The sequence below is a fragment of the Hornefia porci genome (assembly GCF_001940235.1).
Classification (GTDB): domain Bacteria; phylum Bacillota; class Clostridia; order Peptostreptococcales; family Anaerovoracaceae; genus Aminicella; species Aminicella porci.
Genome location: NZ_MJIE01000001.1, coordinates 814163 through 831742 on the forward strand (window position 1 = coordinate 814163; position 17580 = coordinate 831742).

Here is a 17580-nt window from a genome sequence, read left to right on the forward strand (position 1 = left end):
TGTTCCATGCAATCACATAATCCACGATTGCTCCAGGCGTCATTTTCAGTGCCGCGTCTATGCTCAGCCCCCGCTCGGATGCTGCTATCAATATGTCCTCAATTCTCAGGCTTCCGGATTGATGCTCTGAAACATCTCCAGAAGCCTCTGCCGGTTTTTTTCCGACACGAAAGAAGTCAGGATCGGCTCCAACATGCCTGGAAGGATGATATCCAGCGGGAAGCTGTCCATCCACTTGAAGAAAGATTCCGGCGCACCGACATCATTCGCATTTCGTGCAAGCGCCCACAAGATTTGCGGCACGGTTGATGCCTCAATCATGTAAGCGCTCGTGTTTTCCGAAAGCCCTTTAAAGTCAATCTCGCCATCCGCGTTTACTAAATCAATCAGCGTGTCAATCAGCGGGATCAAATCTTGCATGATATCATGTCCAAATTGGTTTTTGTAAATCATCAGCCAGTTCACTGATGTGTCGATTTCGACCGAATGGTCGTCGCTTATCTTTATTGTTGTTATCATTTGTCCCTCCAAAAGATTTTCTTTTGCCGCGCCTCATGGTCATCCCAGTTTTGGCGCAGTTGGTGCAGTGAAAAGCGTATCGTACCCTGTGTCGCCTGGATGATATGTTGCATGTCGAATTCCAGTTACAGTATCTCCCGTACAGCTTATCGGCGTCGTCTCAGTCTTCACTTCTGTGCTGCCTTCTTTTGTCGCATACTCCCGCTTGATCGGTCCACATGTGCAGTTATACCAAATGTGCCTGGATTTCTGAGCATCTCCGTCTGATTCCATGATCAGACAGAAGGCTGGCCTTGAAGGATTCTTAACGGTTGCCAAGGCGCCGTCTGATGTTTTAACATATCCACCGAAGGTTGTCTTCCACTCATCCGTAAAATGAGCAACTTCCAGATCTCCTGATTCCAGTCCGTCTGTTATTGCTGAAAAATATGCGCCATCGTCGGCATAGAAATCGTCCGTTGAGCTGTCTGTTTCCGGCGAGAAGTTCACCGCTCCCGGAACATGTATCGGCGTTCCGATCGTAACTGGAGATTCGCTATTGCTCGGATCGTATGTGTATTTTGCAAAATGAAGATTCTTGAACCCAAACTCAACACGGTTTTTGTCTGAACTTGCCATTTTTGTCCTCCTTATACATTGTAGTAAATCACGAATATGTCTTCCGAAGAAATATAGATATCCTCCGTCTTTTCGTAGAGCATGCCGGCATCGGTCAATGCTGTCTCGATCCTACCTTCAGTGGATTCATCTTTCTTCGCGAAGTAGTACTCGATCTGATATCTGTTTTTTTTGTGATAAATTCCATCATCCGCCAGCACGGTATCTTGTCCATCTCCCAAGTAAATAATGAACGGCGGTGATTTTGATTCTGTAAATCGTCCGTACGCCACCGGCAGACCCGTGCTTTTCAATATAGAAAAAATAGATGCCATTAAATGTCATCCCCTTCCATCAACTCCGTGAAGCGAGCAATCGCGTGCTCTTCTGCTGGCTTGATGTGTGGACGGGCGTCTACTCTCCCTGAGTAGTGTCCGTGCTGGTTCGCGACCGCGTGTCCATTTTCGAGGAGATATGTTAGACTTGGTTTTTTTGCATTGTGGACAATATATCCTTTTTCATCCTTTCTGGATTTCCAGCCGGACTTATAATCCATATGATTCGGGCCCTGCGGGCTTGTCTGCTTCAACTCTTTCACTGCCTCACCCGCGGCCTGCTTTGCTGCCTTCTCAATTTTCTCCTTCAGGTCCGTGTTGTACTCTTGCAACGTGTCCGCGATGGCCGCCTCCAGCTCGTCTACGCTGATGCTGATTGACAGTTCCTTCATCACTCTGCCCCCTTCCTTCCGATTCGCGCGGTCAGCGTCAGTTCAACTTTTCCTCGGTTGATATACGATCGTGTTACATCGTACAGTCCTCCGTTGTACTCCACGATCTTTTCGCCATCATAGTCGTACTCATCTGGGATGATCAGCCTGAGATCGGCTTTTAGACCGGCAGTCGAAGCTTGGTAGAATTCTCGCATTCCCACCGATTCCGGCTTTACGTCAACTTCTTTTTTTGATAAAGCTCTCTCGATGTTGCCTGCATCGTCCTGTGTCACAGTCTCGCTGCATAGGTATGCAATGTCATTGTACATCCCTACTCAACCCCCTTCTGGAAAGCGTCGCCGCAGAGCGTCTGCTTGCATACGGAAAGCTGATTCATAGCGATCGATTAGATCAGCTTCTTCTGTTAGATGCCAAAGGCAGTATGTGATAATCGCCTGCTGCACCAATGGTGCCGCAAAGGCTGTAAAATTAGTGTTGTCTGTTTGCATCTCAGCATCGAATTTGATGGATGACAGCGCGTCGTATTCCACTCCGACGCGCCTCAGTTCTTCTCTTGCGGCTGCTATGTAGCTTTTTATTTCATCATCATGCCGGTCATTCCGAATGCGTGCGGCCGCTTTAGCCGCATCGAAAAGTGTCCCCATTTCCGGCCGCCTCCTTCTTTACTCCTGAGATACAATCTGAATTCCGTGATAGCATACCAGATCCGCGCCCGCGGTCTGCAATCCACGGATCCCGATCATGTTCCGCTTAAAGTAGTCACCACCCTTGTCAGTCTCTACCGAATAGTCACCCCACATCGGCATGTCGATCGCGCCCGGCTGTCCGAAGAGCTGCTTACCCTTCGCAAGGTTCGGAAGTACCCGGAAGCGCGTCGCAAGTCCGCCCTCTTTAATCACTCCGGATGTCGTGGTGTCAGTGTCGAACTCGAATTCGTACAGTGGCCGCTTCTCCCCAGTTCCGCGCACCTTGCTCAGCGTCGCGATGTCCTCCTGCCCGATATACAGGCAGACGTTTCCCTTGCCTGGAATCGCATGGAAACCAAGCGTCAGCGTTCTCAGGTAATCCTGATCGAGCGCGGCAGTCACCTTCTCGGTCAGCGTGGATGCCTCAATTGCCGCAACGATCTTTGCGCTTGCTTTTACTCTCAGTGCGCGTACCGCGGAGTTTGCGATGGCTGCCTGATAGTCCAGCGGTGTCATTTTCGCAACCTGCTGGGAAATTTCATCCAACACGCCCCACTCCTCCGGATTGATATCCACATAGTCATATGTGGATGCGGTTCCACCTACGGTGGCTCCGTCGGTCACGTCGTCCGCGGCCGCCTCGGTCTTTTTGTACGCTGCACGATATGTGCCTGTCCCGGTCAGTGTGATGGCATTAACATCGTCAACAATGCCGGTCTCGCTTGGTGCGATGTCGCCGATTCCGCCGACCTCTCTTGGCGTCGCAATCTTTCCGGTAGCCAGCAACTGGCGTATTTCCATTCTTCCTGACTCTCTAAATTCTTTTGCTCTTTTTTCTCTTTCGTCCATGTCCTTTCCTTTCTCCTCAATCTTATCGACTGGGATCTTTCTTTCCTTCACCTTTTTTACACGATCACGCTTCTCGGCTTCTGCCTTTTTTTCACTCAGGATTTCCTGTAGCGATCTTTTCTCTGCGATCAATTCTTCCGCTCTTTCTTCCAGCGTATCGACATCCGCGCCCTTTTCTTCCGGATCATCTCCGGCATCGTCACTCTGAATTTCCGTGATCAGCTGATCAAATTCATCCTTGATCTCTCCGAGTCTGTCTTCAATCTCTTCAATTGAGAGTGCTCTCATTTCTTTATCCGTCATATTCATCCTCCATAAATTTTAATCTAAGTATTACCGCCAGCCGATGCCTCCGTTCTGCTTCGCGCTTCCGGCTTTCCGCCTTCTCGCTTTCCGCGTGCCTTCTTTCGCTTTCCGCTTCAAATGCACTGCGCGCGGAGATGCTGGTTGCATCGTACGCTGGTATGTCAACGGCAGACACATCATACAGATGATCGATGCCCTTGATCACTCTTACATATTTCTGCTCTTCCTTGCTTCTGTCTTCATATTCCTCTTTTGTCACCGTAAACGCAAAGCTCATTTTGTCAATATTTCCGCGGTCGATGTCTCTGTACAGTGCACGATGCCCATTGTCGTCTGGCCAGAGATCCGCCTCCATGTGCAATCCATCGTCTTCAACCGATAATCTCAGGCTGTCATTTCGAGTGCGTGCGTACACTCTTCCCCCGTGGTTCATGTTGAAAATCACGTCCGACATGTCGCACTCATCCAGCGCGTGCCGGTCGATCACTTCGCAGTAGTCGATGCCATTCATGTTGAAGAGCACTGTCTCACTGTCAAAGATCACTGGGACACCTTTCACGATCAGGCCCTCCGGCTCGCCTTCCTCTCCGGCCCGCTTCTCCGGCGTGATCCGGAAGTCCCTGAACTGCATGCCCTTCCGGTTCATCAGTCTCTCGATGTTTTCTGTCTCTCTACTCATTTTCATCCTCCTGTGTGTCTGCATTTGCTACCGGCGCAGTGTCCAGTCGCCGCACGAAAGTGTCTCCGCCTTCGATGGCCGGTAAATTCAAAACCTCGCGCCATTCATTGATGCTCATCGCGCCGCGGTCGACGACTGCCTGCAGGTTCAACTTGTCGCTCATGCTCATGAACTGTGTCGTCGAACTGTCGAATGTGATGAAATTTCCGAAGGAAATTTCGCGCTGTGTGAAGACCTTCGATGTCATCTCCAGCGACAGCGCCACCAGAAACGGCTCGATCCGTAGCTCGTAAAAAGTTTGCATTTGCTCCGGCGTCGCGGTGCCCATCAAAATCGTGTCGTTCACACCATAATACCTGTACACGTTTTCGCGAAATTCGCGCATCGTCGTCCATCCGGTGATGGTCGGCGAGATATTCACCTGCTGAAATTCCGTGGTCGCATCCAGTGCGCCAAATCCGTCTCCGGATGTTGGATCCATGTAGTCTTTCACGAACTCCTCTTTGATCCGCTTTGTGTCTTTCGGATCCAACATGGACTTTGTTGACTTCAAGATGCCGCGAAGATTCGCGGTGCTCTTTACGGCATTTTGGATTGATTCATTCGACGTGTTGATTAGCTCCAATGTGTTCAAGATCGGCGAGTTGTCCTCGCCGCCGATATCGCTTTCTGCGTAGTCCTTACGGAGTACAATAAGATCTTCCCAAGCAAACCAGTACTCCGATCCTTCTCTCATCCGGAAGTGAACATAAATGTTTCCATATTCATCCTGGTAACCTTCGTAACTGGCGCACGGAATCGGATACATTCCGGTAGCCTTTCCACCGTCGTCGCGCATTACCAAAATAAATACCGTGTTTCGCAGTTCGTATAACGTCCTAACCTTGTACAGGAAATCCTTCCCGTTCATGTAGGCATTTGGCCGCAGTTTCAGCATCCGCTGCAGTTTGTCGTCATTACTGATCGGCGCCGCCTTTGCAGTCTGGTCGGCCAGCGTCCGGATGCAGGCTCGCACGAGTTCCGACTGGTACGCATCGCGTCCGAAGCTTGAGAAGCTCACCGAGTTCCCGCCCAGCTCCCTGATGCGCATCAGTGTTTTCTGTGTCCTCTCTGTGATTGCATTAATCAATGCTTTAATCGGATTTTTCACTTTATGTACCTCATATAATCCTCTTCATGGTTTTTTAAGCAAGTATAAGCATTCAGCAGGCTCACTGTGCCATCGATCCGTCGATTCGCCTGAGCCTTCACCGGCATGATCGACTCGATCCCGTCGGAGTTTTTCGACTTCACCGCTGTATTTGTCAAACACCACAGCAGCATCGGATTGAAGTCGTAGTTCACACGATGTTCCCGGAATTCTGCGGCCAACTGCTTCATCGGATAAGTCCAGGAAAAAGAACCTTGTGCTATCTTCTCCATGTCGAATCCTGTGTCAGTCATCTCCTGCTGCCAGTATCCGGCCAGCGCCCGGTCATAGCCGATCCAAAGCGGCCTGATGTTGTAGTCTTTCACGATGTGCACAAACCACTCAGTCACTTGCCTATAATCCACGCTCGCGCCTTCACTGACTGTCAGCCAGCCATCGGCCGCCCATCGCTCATATGGCGCCTCCGGCACCGTCTGATCCTTCACCTCTTCAATCCGCTTCCGCGGCAGGAAGTATTTTTGTATCACATACAGTTTCGGATCTTCCGGCTTTCGGATAATTACTGTTGCGCATGTCAAGTCGGTAGTGCTGGATAAGTCGCATCCGCCGATCGCGTAAGAGTCTCGAAGATACTCCATATCCTGCCGCATGTCGTTCTTTGCGTCATTGTACTCCAGCCAACGCGAGAACTGCAGCTCATTCAGGTTGAAGTCCTTCGCCAGCACGGTCGGCTTGAAGGCCGGATCCTGCTCTGCTTTCTTAACTAGCTGCTCCAGCTTGTCCTTTTTCTTGATCGTGCCTAACCCTGGATTCGCGAGTATCCAGTATTTAGGGTCCGTCCACTGCTCGCGTTTGTCCAGTTGGTAATACAGGAAAAGAAAGTGGTCATCCTTGATTTCTCCCCTCAGCATTCCGCGGCCATACTCCACCTGTGCGTCATAGATTCCGCCGCGTACAAAGTTGTTCGACGAAATGCAGAAAAGAAGCGGCTGACGTCTCGAAGACATTGATTGTTTCATGTCATCATAGATCCGGCGATTCGTGATCGCACCAAGTTCATCGACAATGACGCCGCTTGAATTGTAGGAGTCCAGCTTCTTCACATCCGATGCCAGCGGCTTGATGATCCCTTCGTTCGCTGGAAAGTAGATATCGGATGCGCGCTTCCGGAGATGCCGTCTAAGTTCCGGTGACTTTTTCCGCATTCGCTCGCACTCATCAAATCCCTTCTTCGCCTGATCCATCTTTGTCGCTATAAAGTAGATTTCCGGTGCGCCTTCCATATCGTCGCAGAGAAGATCCAGCGCTACAGCCGAAAGCAGGGTTGTCTTTCCATTTTTCCTTCCAAGTAGAAAATTCACTTCATTGAAGCGACGCACACAGTCGTCATCGACGAAACCATAAGTCGCCTCAAGTGCGGCCTTTTGAAAAAGTTCCAGTTTCAGCGGCTTACCTGCGATCCCCTGTGACTGCTTGCAGAATGTTTCGATAAAGCACATGTGATGCTGCGCCAGGTCTTCGTCAAGATGCCATTTGCCGCGATTGGCCACCGCCTCATTCGCCAGCCTGTCATATGCTCTTCTTACGTCTTCCGGAACCAGTATGTCCCCGGATTCGATTTTTTTCGTGTAATCTAAAATGAAACTCACGCATTCTTCATTCCTAAAAATTCCAAGAATTCATCGCCCGATTGCTCGCGATCTTCCTTCGCGAACGATTCCACAACCTTAATCAGCGTCGTGACCGTGCCATTTGCTGCAGTCGCCGTTTTGTTGTACTCGATAATAGCCGGATTTACCACAATGTTTTTCCGTCCCTTCACGTATTCTTTAGTCACCGTCGGACCATGCTCTTTTATGGCCTTCTCCAAGTCTTCCATAACTGACATTTGCACTTGATAACGCTGAAACGTCGTAAGAAAAAAGAAATTCGTCGATACGCCTTTTTCTTCCGCACGTCTCAGCACCTCTTCAGCCTGCTGGCGCAAACTCCTCTTGCTCTTTTTAATTGCCATTATTTTAATCCTTTCTTTCCGTTTCCTTCCCTCTCGGAAAATACCGCAAACGGTTCAATTCGTCTTTATTTTCGCCCATATTTTCCAAAAACCCGCGAGATTTTCACTCGTCAACAGATTGGACTAGCCCGCAACGGTCCCTTCAATAGGTACCGTCTCGAGGAAACAGGGGGGCTACACCCGCACACATCGGAAGATGTGCTTCACGTCACTTCGTTTGAACTCTTTCAAATATCTGCGATTTGCAACTGCTATATGCTCCAGGTCCTGTATATCCCTCGCTCTTCCTCTTCTCTTAACGCGCTTCATGCACACCTCGTACGGTGTGTCAATCCAGATCAACTCAATCTTTTCATAGCTTGCAATCATTTCCCACTCTGCCCGTGTCGGTAAACATGTGATGTGCATACACTCTCCGGTTTTCTCAATCAGTGCTTCGGTCCTCTGGATCTGTTCCGCCTTACTCCGGCTCTTGATTTCATCGAGGTCAGTATACGCTCCGCCTGTCTTCCTGCAGTATGTCGTCTTTCCGGAACCGATCAGGCCACATACCACAACCAGCAGTCCCTGTCTTTCTTGCGTTCCGATCTCGACCGGTACTCCATCCACAAAGATCACCGGCGGAAGTATGCTATTTCCACGCATGATCTTCTCGGCCGCCTTTCTTTTGGCTGCGGCCTTTCGCCCATCCTCTTTATCTCTTATATGAATTTTGGCGTGGCACACATCGCATACCGAAATGAGATTATCTAAATTCAGCGTGACCGCTGGATCGTTGATGTTATACGGCGTGAGTTTGATCTTGTGGTGCACGACCGAAGCCGGCCGGTTGCATCCAGGCACCCGGCACATGCCGCCGTCACGAATCAGCGCCGTCTGTCTCACGGTCTGCCACGCTTTACTGTGGTAGAATGCCTTTGCGAAATCTTGCATGATAGTTTTCCAACCCTCCCATATTTGCTATAACAAGAGAGGCCACGCTTCCGTGGTCTCTCTTGCTGTCAACGCTATATTAGATTGGAGATTAGTAAGATTGCCGAGAGGAATCTTTTGATTTCTCCCATTTACATTATATCCAACGTCAATGTGAATTAGTAGGAACTCTTTTCAGAATCTCCTCAACTTCTTCCAGCGCACGGCCATGCATGGAAATAACCCATCTGTATGTGTAGTTCATCTCCACCGCAATTTCCTCCCACATCTTACCATCTATGTATCTTCTCCTAAGTACATGACATAGGTTGTGATCATCGACAAGCAGTATCACGTTCCTGATTTCCTCCCGCTTCTCCCATGCCTTTGTCCTCTCGTCCATGATCTCCAGCGTCATCTCAGCAATACGCACCGCCAGTTGTCCTGTCCTGTCTGACAGCTTCGTCCCGTGCGGCATTCCATCAAGCGCCATGCTGATGCTTCCCGTTTCACGCTGGAGCGCTTCCAGTTCCTCCGTCATCTGCTCTATGTGCTCTGTGATATTAAGATACCCGCCTAAGAATTCCTTTGCTCTGCCCATACGCTTTCAATTCCTCCAATACACTTCCCTGTAAACTCTCCTTTGATTCATCAGAATGGAACATCATCTTCAATTTCTTCAAATGCCGGCGGGATTCCGGTCATGTCCATCTGCGTCTCCGCTGGTCTTGATGCTGGTCTCTGATCCGTCCGACCCGCGGGCTGTCTCTGCTGCTCTGATGATCTCTGCGCAGCGTTTCTGGATTCCAGGAACTCCACCCTTGAAGCAACGACGTCCGTCGTATAGACAGTATCTCCGTTCTTGTTCTGGTAACTTCCGGTCTGGATTCTGCCCTCGATCGCAACTCTGTTGCCCTTGTTCAGATACTTCTCGCAGTTCTCCGCCTGCCTTCCGAATACCGTAATCCGCGGGAAATCTGCCTTCTGCTCCTCTCCAGATTTCACCGGACGATTGATCGCGATAGTAAATGTTGCTACCGCCATCTGTGACGCTGTGTACCGTACCTCCGGGTCTCTGGTCAGCCTCCCTATTAACTGCACGCTATTCATCTTCTCTTCCTCCATTCATCGTTTCTCTTCAACGCATCGTTTCTAAAAGTCTTAATCACTGCTTCGGGATCAGTAGCATTTATGGTTAATATCGCGAAATCCTTCGACCGGATATATCGCTCATATGCCTTGACTTCCGGAGCTTTGTCCCAGGCTTTTATAATGCATCTGTCCGGCCATCCGACGCTTCTTGCCACTCGCTCTAAATTCCCACGATATGCATTTATCTCAGCAGAGATTATTGCAGCAGCGAATTTTGCAATTTCATCCTCGCTCGCGTTCATCACCTGTGCTCTTGTGATCCTGCGTCCCTCTTCATGGTGCTTTTCGCAGTAAACGTCATCTTCATCGAAAATGACCTTTCCGCAGATAGGGCACGCATGCGGCTTTCCGCGTCCGCCTTCGCAGTTACGCATATCCCTGAGAAATTGTTTCAGTTCTTTCTTACAGTGCTTTCTCAGCTCTTCCCTGCTTCCTCGGTAGCACTTTCCATCAACCATGAGAGCAATATCACCATCCCGCATGATTCCGTTTTCAGTGGTCATGTACCACACACGATCTTTCTTCGGGATTTCCGGCAGTTTTTCGTACACATTCATCGCTACACCCTCGACCTTTCCCTGCGTGTCTTTGTCCATGCAACTCTCTTAACTCGTGTCTTCTCTGCTTTGATTTTTTCAGATTCAGCGTTCCGGCTATCCTTCCACTCTGCGTATATTCCACATTCTGCGTGGCACTCTGCTGTTCTGTTTGTGCATGTCGTGCACGGTGACTTTTTCATGCTACACCTCCGTTATCGTTAAGTTCGGGAACCGATATTCGAACATCTTCTTTTTCTGCTTGTAAACATCTGTTCGCATTCCTTTGACATCGATTACAAATGTTTCTCCTGTCTTGCTCGTGTACATGAAATCTGCAACATATTCAATCTTCCGGTAGTGTTTCCCGTTCTTATCGAACGCCGGCTGTAACTCAAATCTCGGCTGGAGTATGATCTGTGTTATTTCTCCAGCCTCTTCAAGCGCTTTAAGTTTCAGGTAGTATCCCGCCTCTTTCTTGCTGTCGAATATGATCCCGTCAACTTCCGCTTTGCGGTTACCATACTTCGCCCGTGGCTGCATCATCCTTTCTGCCGCGGTCCTATTCTGCTCCTCCAGCTTCTTTTTCGCCTGCGCCTGATACTTCAGCGGCAAATCCTCAACATTCACATGGGCCTCCTTCCGTCTGACCTTCGCATGCTAAATCCATAACCTCCTGTTCTTCAATTTCGGTTATTTTATAATATTCTCGCGGAGTGACTACTTTTCCGCGCGGCCATACTTTATAATTCCTCGGCTCTCCCAGCGCCACCTCAACATACTCAAGATGTTCCAGGCCTGTGACCGGATGCTCGTATCGTCTGACTCTGTCTTTAGGAATATAATATCCGCTGATTGGCTCCGGCTCGTCCGTCATTTCCTTCAGCGTCGTTTCATCCCTTTTGGTTACCGGCATGATTAAATTGCGGCTGCGGGAATATCTCTGTTTGTGTTGGCTGTCCGATTCCCGGAAAGTCTTTTCCGTTTCCTTGATCAGATACTCCGCAAGGTCATGGAAGTCTCCCTCTTCACGCAGTGCTGTAAAGTGTACCCCGCCTTTTCCCCACAGCCTGGTGACCATTTCCACGTCCTGCGAGTTCATCACGATGTGGTGATGGATCCGCTTATTTTTGTATTCCGTAACAACCACATACTTCAGTTCTTTTCCCTGCCGCTTGAACTCTTTCCGCAGCTTCGCGATCATCTTCTTGCGATCCGCGGCCGCCTGATCTTTCTCCGGCTCTTTCCCTGCGTATGTCAGAGTGACGTGGCTTCCGGTCGAGTCGAAATTATTTGCCAGCAGCATCCACAGTCTCCAGATTGCAATGCGCATGTTATTCTTTTTCACTGCCTCGCTCGTGATCCCGGTGCGTGCTCTTCTTTTCTGTCTGTGATTTCCGGAAGGAACAACCACGCGCCGGTGGATGATCCGGCCGGCAACCGTCGTCTCTCTCATTACTCTCATTTTTCTATCGTTAATACTCTAATCAAGTCCCAACCGCTTGCCATTGGCAAGCGGCATGATTTCATATTCGGATCCGGTCTACTGATCTAGATATTTATCTATCGGGCAGTTCTCACAAGCCTTAAATGCGCAGTATCTATTGCAAAATTCGTTCGCCGCCATTTCCTTAAATGCAACGTCATCCATATCGCTGCATTTTTTTACTGTCGTCGTTTTTCCCGCTTTGAATTCAATCCGATATCCCGGCGCCCCTGTTTTTTTGTCATCGGTTATCACGGCGACTTTCTCAGCCCCGTGGAAGACTTCAATGCGGTCTACTTCTTTTCCACCAATAATCATTTTTCTGCTTTCTTCCTCCGGAGGTTCCGGCAGCGGCATCCATGCGTGGATCGTCAGATTATCAGTATCGGCTGAGGCATCGCCGACATACCACGTACCATTTTCATAGCAGCAATCACTTGCCTCTACACCGTGATCATAAATGATATTTCCACGGCGTCCAGATACGCATACAATTACATCTTCACAATTCTCCGGCGGATTGCTTGCCGGTATCCACTGGCCGAAGGCAGGAACTGCCGGCTGTGCTTCTACATTAATTACTCTCATCGTCTCTCCTTTCTCCTTTCCATCTCTTTCCACTCTTCTTTCCATTCCTTTTCATAGCATTTTTCGCACACTCCGTATCCAAAGCCTCCCTGTGTTTGTATCTGCCGCGATGTGTAAGTGTATCCGAAAGATAATTGTTTTCCGCACCGTGCGCATGATACAATTTCATCCATATCCTTCGAAAATGTGCTTGCTCCTTCTGGGAGATCATAATCCTCATACTCGCCTTTACTGAAATTCCATTTTTTCGCTAGCATCTCCATCATCCTTCCCCGTACAGCTCATGCATGCCGTCCAGCATTGCCTTTTCTTCCGGCTCCATCTCGTAGCCGTACTTTGTCAGCAGATTGTAGATTTCCTTGATTTCCTCGGCCAATTTCGTATTGATTTCCCCGTTGTACTGTATGATCATTCTGTACATGCCGGAATACAGACTCATGTCATAGTCTGCTGCCGCAAGAATAACCACCCAAGGCTCCATATTCAGTGTTGCTTCTTTCTGCTCATCCGTAACTTTCCATCGGTCGATTTCCTCTACATATGCGGCCGTTTCGGCGGCTGTAATTGACGTTCCTTGTCCGTACCGGAGCAGAATTTCAATCGCCCGTGTCATGATCTCCTGCTTTTGTTCCTCCGTCAGTTTGCTTCCCTGCAACTCGTTAAGGATAAAGTCGTGTCTGCGTCTATCGTAAGCCTTCTGGATTTCAACGAACGCTTTCCTGCGCTTGTCCAGCTCCTTTCTCCGTTTCTCCTCTTCCGTCATTTCATGCTTTTGCGGCTTTTTCTTTTTCATGATGAAAATTCGGCCGTAGTCCCGCAGATAGATATATTTAGTTTCCGTATCCAGCTCTTCAAGTTTATCTTTCAACATCCGGATTAGCTCCGGATTATTTAACTCATCACTCCAAACTCTGTCTAAACCAGCAGACCACGATTTTACATCCTTTCCTGCCGGCTTTAGCCCTGCTTGCTGCATAATTGCAGCGCACCTTTCGAAAGCTTCATCGACTTTTTCCTGTGCTGCGGCATTCCTTGCCCGCCGTCTCAGGTCCTCGCCGCTGATCGCTGCACCTAAAACGCTGTTCCTTGTTTCCAGGCTTTTGATTTTTTCCAGCTCATACAGATCAGTCAATGAGAGTTGCAGATCGGGATCCTCTTCACGCTTCCGGAGCATTTCACTGTCTAGCTCCGCGATTTTCAGCCGGTGCCGGATCGTCGATTCAGAGAATCCAGTTTTCTCAGTAAGCGATTCGATTGTATTGCCCAACTCTATCATCATCTGGAAGGACTCAGCCTGCTCGAGAACGGTCAAGTCGTTCCGCTGCATGTTCTCCTCCAGCATGATTGCCAGCTGTTCTTCCCGCGTCAGTCCCTCGGCAATCACGCACGGAACTTTACAGATTCCGGCGGCTTTTGCAGCTTCAAGTCTGCGGTGACCAATCAGCACCACGAACTCGTTCATGTCGTCATCCGCCGGCACCACCGTTAAATTCTGCATGATGCCGTTTTTCCGGATGCTCTTTTCAAGTTCCCCGATGTCTCCAAGGTCTTTTCTCGGGTTGTCCGGATTAGGAATCAGCTGATTCGTCCAGAGCATGTGTACTGTGCCTATTGTGTCCATACTAACCTCCTACTATCTCTATCAGCAATCCGGCCGTACAATCGTGCAGCCGGATACCTGTCATTTTTTTATAATCGTTGCTTTGGCTGACATCAGCTTCTTTCTTGTAACATCAATTCCTTCGGCTTTCCGGGTGATTGTAATTGTGCTTCCCTCGGCATGCACAACTATCTGATCCACATGGCCAAAACATATGATTTCCGATACATCCGCAATGCTTCTTGTGACATCCTCTGCGATTGGCTTCATTCCGGTTTCTTCTTTCGGCGACATACACAGCGAGATTACCCGGGCCCTCGTTTTCTTGAGGAGCCGATACTCAAGGCCATCTTCACAATCGCATTCCATCGTAACGGTCTCGTCCACATCATCTTTATTTTCTGTCTGCACATATTTCCCTGTGCCACAAAACTTACAAAATCCCTGTTCCATCATCGCTCCTCTTTCTTCCCATGATTTCTCTGAGGTTAGCTATCATCGTCTCATTATCGATTTTCTTTTCGTTATAAATATGCCAGCGGCAGGTTATGGTTGTCCTTGGATCCGCATCGTAATACCGGCACCGGTAACAGTGGCTTACGCATACCGGCCGTCCGTAATGTTCCGGACACTGCCTTGTCTCCGTCGCTACGATCCCGCAGATCGGGCAGCTCATCGATTCAGCCTCCGGAGGATATCGCTCATGATCGCCATCTTACTATCGGCAGTGACGTCAACGACCTTCGCAAATTTGTTCCGGAAGGTTATCGTCACTTTTTCGCCGGCGACCTCCATGTCTCCGACCATGACCGGAGTGTATTCCATTTTCTCGATGTCCATAATATCTTCATCCCGGAAAATATCTGAAAGCCTTTCGACGAATCTCTGTTTCTCCATGTATGTTTTGATATTCTCCTCGGTAAGCTTCACACTCATCTGATGCACCTCGCTTTCTTTCTCTGCATCGCGATCACTTCCTCTTTGGACAGATGCTTCTTGCCGGCCAAGTGCTTACCGATCCGGTCGCACATGGCTTCATACATCAGCCGCTCGGATTCAATTTCATGTAATTTCTTTTCCTTCCTCGCAACCTGCATCTGCGTTTTCCCTCCCTAAAAAATGGCGTCAATCATAATCCCCAGATACACCAGCACCGCAAAGCTCCATGCGCAGATCGCGACTTCTGCCGCGACCAGCAGGATCGCCTGCCAGTTTGTCATGCTCCAGCGGTATCTCCGCCCGTGGAACCGGAAAATTTTCTTCGTCATTTGCTGCCTCCTTCCTGTCAGTACCTTCCGATCCTGAATCTTTCCAGATCTTTACGACTGTACTTAATCCGTTTTCCGACTTTATACGGCTTCAGTTTGTCGCCTATCCGATTTCTTGTGAATGTTGCCTGTGATATGCCCAGCACGTCGCAGACTTCTTTTCTTGTTATGAATTCCTTCTCCATTCTAACCTCCCTCTTCAGAGCGCTCGGCTCTCGTCGTGTCTCTTAGTCGGCTGCATTTTCTACTCCCGTGTTTCTTTTTTGAAACTTTGACGGCCAAAAAAAATCATCTGCCGAAATTCCGTATTCAGTGCAGATCGTAACCACTTCTCCGACAGTCAAGTCTCCTCCAGTGCCGTTGATGTTTTGGTTGAATGCCGAAGCGCTTTTGCCCAGAAGTCCTGCAACTTCCGCTTGCGAGACGTTGTTTTTTCTCATCCATGCGACAAACTCATTATACGGCTCTCTTCTTCTTTCAACATGTTTTTTTAACATGTAATTCAGTCCTCCTTTCGAGTTTCTAATTTGAAACTTTCTTTCTTCAATATTAACGCTTGCGTGTTTCTATGTCAACAACTTTTTTTATTTTTACTAAATTATATTGCACATTCGAAACTAATGTATTATAATTTCATTACATTAATATCGATTTGAGGTTTTATATGAGTATCGGAAAAATTATTATTAAATTTCGCAAGCAATTCAACTTGACGCAAGCTGAACTTTGCGAGAATATCAACAAACAATTTCATACTGAATTAAATAAGTCCATGATTTCCAAGTGGGAAAACGGCAAAAGTAACCCTAGCTTGGATTATGCAAAAATACTCGCTTTATATTTCAATGTCAGTCTTGATGATATTCTGGGGTTAAAAATATCGGCAGAATCTTTGTCTCTTGATGAGGCTAATTTAATCATTCGATATCGTTCCCTTAACTCTGAGGGGAAAGAAAAACTTCAGGATCAAGCCGAGCTTCTCTCTTCTTCGCCATTATATAAAAACAATCGTTCGACTTGTGTGGTGGAAGAAGCGGAATAAAAAATGATTTGTGGTTATTGATGATTTATTGAGAGGAGAAAAAAATGTCAAAAGAAAAGAAACTTGCAAAAAAACAAGCAAAGCTTGATGCGAAAAAAGCAAAGCTTGACGCAAAGCGTGCTAAGAAAGAGGCTAGATACGCATCTTTAAAATCACCCTCTTCAGCTGCTGCCGATACAGCTCCTGTGTCAGCCTTCGATACGCCGCAGCGCCCGGTTAAGCCGAGGAAGCCTTTTTACAGGCGCTGGTGGTTTTATGTTGCAATTGTTATTTTAATTGTCCTTATAATCAGTGGAATATCGTCACTTTTTGCCCCATCAATTAAAGATGACTTCAATTTGAATGGCACTGGCACTCTTCACGGCTTGGCTTATAAGTATCCGAGTTCCTGGACGCCATCTTCCAAAAACGACAAAGATTCTGCGACTTATACGCTAAAGAAAGACGGTAAGGCGCTGGGGAGCTTTACTCTTGCCTACTCTGGCAGTGGAGATCTTGCCAACAAGCCTATCTCTATCGCCGAGTTTAAAACGGAGAAGGATCAATCCATTGATGAATACGAAAAATTAAGTGTCTCCGGTGCAGAAAAAGTTTTGTACTGCAAAACAAGTTTTACAAAAGGCGATGATCCTTGGGTCTCCCGATCTGTACTTGTTTATAAAGACAACGTGACTTTCGCAATTGACATCCGCGCAAAAGAGTCTGCCATGGACGACGACACTGCAAAAAAACTTATTAACGGCGTCGATTTTAAAAACTTCAAGAGCGGTGTTACAATTCGCAAGCTTTCTGCGTCCTATTTCGGACCAACCAAGGCGGGCACCGCTATTTCCGACAAGTCTAAAATTGTTGTATACGCTAAATTTTCGAACGGGGCCGACGGAAACCTTTCCGACTGGCATGTCACCAATCCACAGAAACTTGCTACCGACAAAACAAGCGTCATTAAAATTAAATGCCAGGATAAGACCGCCAAGCTCAAGATCGTCTGCTCCACCATGTCCAAGTCTAATTACATGGCGCACTGCAAAACGTACAGCTACAGCGATTTAACTCATAAGTCCACCGGTAAACTCCAGGGCGCCCTTGTTAAAGCCACCGGAAAAGTCACACAAGTTATTGGCTCCGGCGAATATCTTATCGACGTTGGCGGGGATTGGGATTTCGGAAAGTATGTTCACATCGTTTCCTCCGGCAACGAAGGAAAGGTTGTTGAAGATGATACCATCACCGTTTACGGTAAAGTCGCCGGCGACTTCCAGTATGAGACGGTACTCGGGGCTAATAAAACGATCCCGGAAATAAATGCTAAATATATTAACAGATAGTCTTCTTTAGATAAATAAAGAAGCCCTCCCACAATTGAGAGAACCTCTTCATTTCGATGGCTGCTAGGCCCCGCCTCATCTACTAACCTCCCAGGTGGAACCTAAGGCTTCGAATCGGTAGGGCCTTTCTTTGCTTAA

The 17580-nt window shown here is 48.2% G+C and carries 29 protein-coding genes; 2 read left to right on the forward strand and 27 right to left on the reverse strand.

Annotated elements, in window-relative coordinates; translation table 11 throughout:
* Positions 1–105: 105 nt before the first annotated feature.
* The 27 genes from BHK98_RS03875 to BHK98_RS03995 all read right to left on the reverse strand — a co-directional run bounded on the left by BHK98_RS03875 (position 106) and on the right by BHK98_RS03995 (position 15569).
* Positions 106–519, reverse strand: a complete 414-nt coding sequence (locus BHK98_RS03875) for a hypothetical protein (RefSeq protein ID WP_075712273.1) — start codon at positions 517–519, stop codon at positions 106–108.
* Positions 520–558: 39 nt separating this feature from the next.
* Positions 559–1137: a major tail protein gene (locus BHK98_RS03880; protein WP_075712274.1), complete on the reverse strand. Its 579-nt coding sequence runs from the start codon at positions 1135–1137 to the stop codon at positions 559–561.
* Positions 1138–1148: 11 nt separating this feature from the next.
* Entirely contained in the window at positions 1149–1451 is a 303-nt protein-coding gene (locus tag BHK98_RS03885; RefSeq protein WP_075712275.1) for a hypothetical protein, read from the reverse strand.
* On the reverse strand, positions 1451–1843 hold the full coding sequence (locus BHK98_RS03890) for an HK97 gp10 family phage protein (protein ID WP_075712276.1): 393 nt from the start codon (positions 1841–1843) through the stop codon (positions 1451–1453). Before BHK98_RS03890 ends, BHK98_RS03885 begins: the two co-directional genes overlap by 1 nt.
* The gene (locus tag BHK98_RS03895; protein WP_075712277.1) at positions 1843–2154 is read right to left on the reverse strand and encodes a phage head closure protein; all 312 of its coding nucleotides are present in this window, start codon (positions 2152–2154) and stop codon (positions 1843–1845) included. The genes BHK98_RS03890 and BHK98_RS03895 overlap by 1 nt, the downstream gene beginning before the upstream one ends.
* Positions 2155–2160: 6 nt before the next feature.
* The gene (locus tag BHK98_RS03900; protein WP_075712278.1) at positions 2161–2490 is read right to left on the reverse strand and encodes a hypothetical protein; all 330 of its coding nucleotides are present in this window, start codon (positions 2488–2490) and stop codon (positions 2161–2163) included.
* Positions 2491–2508: 18 nt separating this feature from the next.
* The gene (locus tag BHK98_RS03905) at positions 2509–3684 is read right to left on the reverse strand and encodes a phage major capsid protein (protein WP_075712279.1); all 1176 of its coding nucleotides are present in this window, start codon (positions 3682–3684) and stop codon (positions 2509–2511) included.
* A complete protein-coding gene (locus BHK98_RS03910; protein WP_075712280.1) occupies positions 3674–4366 on the reverse strand; it encodes an HK97 family phage prohead protease in 693 nt (230 codons plus the stop codon). The genes BHK98_RS03905 and BHK98_RS03910 overlap by 11 nt, the downstream gene beginning before the upstream one ends.
* Entirely contained in the window at positions 4359–5516 is a 1158-nt protein-coding gene (locus BHK98_RS03915; protein ID WP_075712281.1) for a phage portal protein, read from the reverse strand. Before BHK98_RS03915 ends, BHK98_RS03910 begins: the two co-directional genes overlap by 8 nt.
* A complete protein-coding gene (locus BHK98_RS03920) occupies positions 5513–7165 on the reverse strand; it encodes a terminase large subunit (RefSeq protein ID WP_075712282.1) in 1653 nt (550 codons plus the stop codon). Before BHK98_RS03920 ends, BHK98_RS03915 begins: the two co-directional genes overlap by 4 nt.
* Positions 7162–7530 carry a hypothetical protein gene (locus BHK98_RS03925; RefSeq protein ID WP_075712283.1) on the reverse strand — a complete coding sequence of 123 codons (369 nt, stop codon included), beginning with the start codon at positions 7528–7530 and terminating at the stop codon, positions 7162–7164. The genes BHK98_RS03920 and BHK98_RS03925 overlap by 4 nt, the downstream gene beginning before the upstream one ends.
* 174 nt (positions 7531–7704) lie before the next feature.
* Positions 7705–8463 carry a hypothetical protein gene (locus BHK98_RS13630; RefSeq protein WP_075712284.1) on the reverse strand — a complete coding sequence of 253 codons (759 nt, stop codon included), beginning with the start codon at positions 8461–8463 and terminating at the stop codon, positions 7705–7707.
* 148 nt (positions 8464–8611) lie between these two features.
* A complete protein-coding gene (locus BHK98_RS03935; RefSeq protein ID WP_075712285.1) occupies positions 8612–9043 on the reverse strand; it encodes a hypothetical protein in 432 nt (143 codons plus the stop codon).
* 50 nt (positions 9044–9093) lie between these two features.
* Positions 9094–9567: a single-stranded DNA-binding protein gene (locus BHK98_RS03940; RefSeq protein WP_245796825.1), complete on the reverse strand. Its 474-nt coding sequence runs from the start codon at positions 9565–9567 to the stop codon at positions 9094–9096.
* Entirely contained in the window at positions 9549–10190 is a 642-nt protein-coding gene (locus tag BHK98_RS03945; protein WP_075712286.1) for a hypothetical protein, read from the reverse strand. The genes BHK98_RS03940 and BHK98_RS03945 overlap by 19 nt, the downstream gene beginning before the upstream one ends.
* Positions 10191–10334: 144 nt before the next feature.
* Positions 10335–10760 carry a DUF1064 domain-containing protein gene (locus BHK98_RS03950; protein ID WP_245796827.1) on the reverse strand — a complete coding sequence of 142 codons (426 nt, stop codon included), beginning with the start codon at positions 10758–10760 and terminating at the stop codon, positions 10335–10337.
* Positions 10750–11595 (reverse strand): rolling circle replication-associated protein, encoded by an 846-nt coding sequence (locus BHK98_RS03955; RefSeq protein WP_143404527.1) that lies wholly within the window; start codon positions 11593–11595, stop codon positions 10750–10752. Before BHK98_RS03955 ends, BHK98_RS03950 begins: the two co-directional genes overlap by 11 nt.
* 78 nt (positions 11596–11673) lie before the next feature.
* Positions 11674–12204, reverse strand: a complete 531-nt coding sequence (locus BHK98_RS03960) for a DUF551 domain-containing protein (protein WP_075712288.1) — start codon at positions 12202–12204, stop codon at positions 11674–11676.
* Positions 12201–12461, reverse strand: a complete 261-nt coding sequence (locus tag BHK98_RS03965; protein ID WP_143404529.1) for a hypothetical protein — start codon at positions 12459–12461, stop codon at positions 12201–12203. The genes BHK98_RS03960 and BHK98_RS03965 overlap by 4 nt, the downstream gene beginning before the upstream one ends.
* A 5-nt stretch (positions 12462–12466) precedes the next feature.
* Positions 12467–13825 (reverse strand): ParB/RepB/Spo0J family partition protein, encoded by a 1359-nt coding sequence (locus BHK98_RS03970; protein ID WP_075712290.1) that lies wholly within the window; start codon positions 13823–13825, stop codon positions 12467–12469.
* Between the two features lie 60 nt (positions 13826–13885).
* Positions 13886–14257 (reverse strand): hypothetical protein, encoded by a 372-nt coding sequence (locus BHK98_RS03975; RefSeq protein WP_075712291.1) that lies wholly within the window; start codon positions 14255–14257, stop codon positions 13886–13888.
* On the reverse strand, positions 14238–14480 hold the full coding sequence (locus tag BHK98_RS03980; protein ID WP_075712292.1) for a hypothetical protein: 243 nt from the start codon (positions 14478–14480) through the stop codon (positions 14238–14240). The genes BHK98_RS03975 and BHK98_RS03980 overlap by 20 nt, the downstream gene beginning before the upstream one ends.
* Entirely contained in the window at positions 14477–14740 is a 264-nt protein-coding gene (locus tag BHK98_RS03985) for a hypothetical protein (RefSeq protein ID WP_075712293.1), read from the reverse strand. The genes BHK98_RS03980 and BHK98_RS03985 overlap by 4 nt, the downstream gene beginning before the upstream one ends.
* Complete coding sequence (locus BHK98_RS13475) at positions 14737–14901, reverse strand: hypothetical protein (RefSeq protein ID WP_158024454.1); 165 nt, start codon at positions 14899–14901, stop codon at positions 14737–14739. Before BHK98_RS13475 ends, BHK98_RS03985 begins: the two co-directional genes overlap by 4 nt.
* Before the next feature lie 15 nt (positions 14902–14916).
* The gene (locus tag BHK98_RS13480) at positions 14917–15072 is read right to left on the reverse strand and encodes a hypothetical protein (RefSeq protein WP_158024455.1); all 156 of its coding nucleotides are present in this window, start codon (positions 15070–15072) and stop codon (positions 14917–14919) included.
* A 17-nt stretch (positions 15073–15089) separates the two neighbouring features.
* Positions 15090–15257, reverse strand: coding sequence for a helix-turn-helix domain-containing protein (locus BHK98_RS03990; protein WP_083628035.1), 168 nt, complete (start codon positions 15255–15257; stop codon positions 15090–15092).
* 42 nt (positions 15258–15299) lie between these two features.
* Positions 15300–15569, reverse strand: coding sequence for a helix-turn-helix domain-containing protein (locus tag BHK98_RS03995; RefSeq protein WP_075712294.1), 270 nt, complete (start codon positions 15567–15569; stop codon positions 15300–15302).
* Positions 15570–15736: 167 nt separating this feature from the next.
* On the opposite strand from BHK98_RS03995, the gene BHK98_RS04000 reads away from it, so the two are divergent.
* The gene (locus tag BHK98_RS04000; protein WP_075712295.1) at positions 15737–16114 is read left to right on the forward strand and encodes a helix-turn-helix transcriptional regulator; all 378 of its coding nucleotides are present in this window, start codon (positions 15737–15739) and stop codon (positions 16112–16114) included.
* Positions 16115–16158: 44 nt separating this feature from the next.
* The gene (locus tag BHK98_RS04005) at positions 16159–17442 is read left to right on the forward strand and encodes a hypothetical protein (RefSeq protein ID WP_075712296.1); all 1284 of its coding nucleotides are present in this window, start codon (positions 16159–16161) and stop codon (positions 17440–17442) included.
* Positions 17443–17580: the final 138 nt, after the last annotated feature.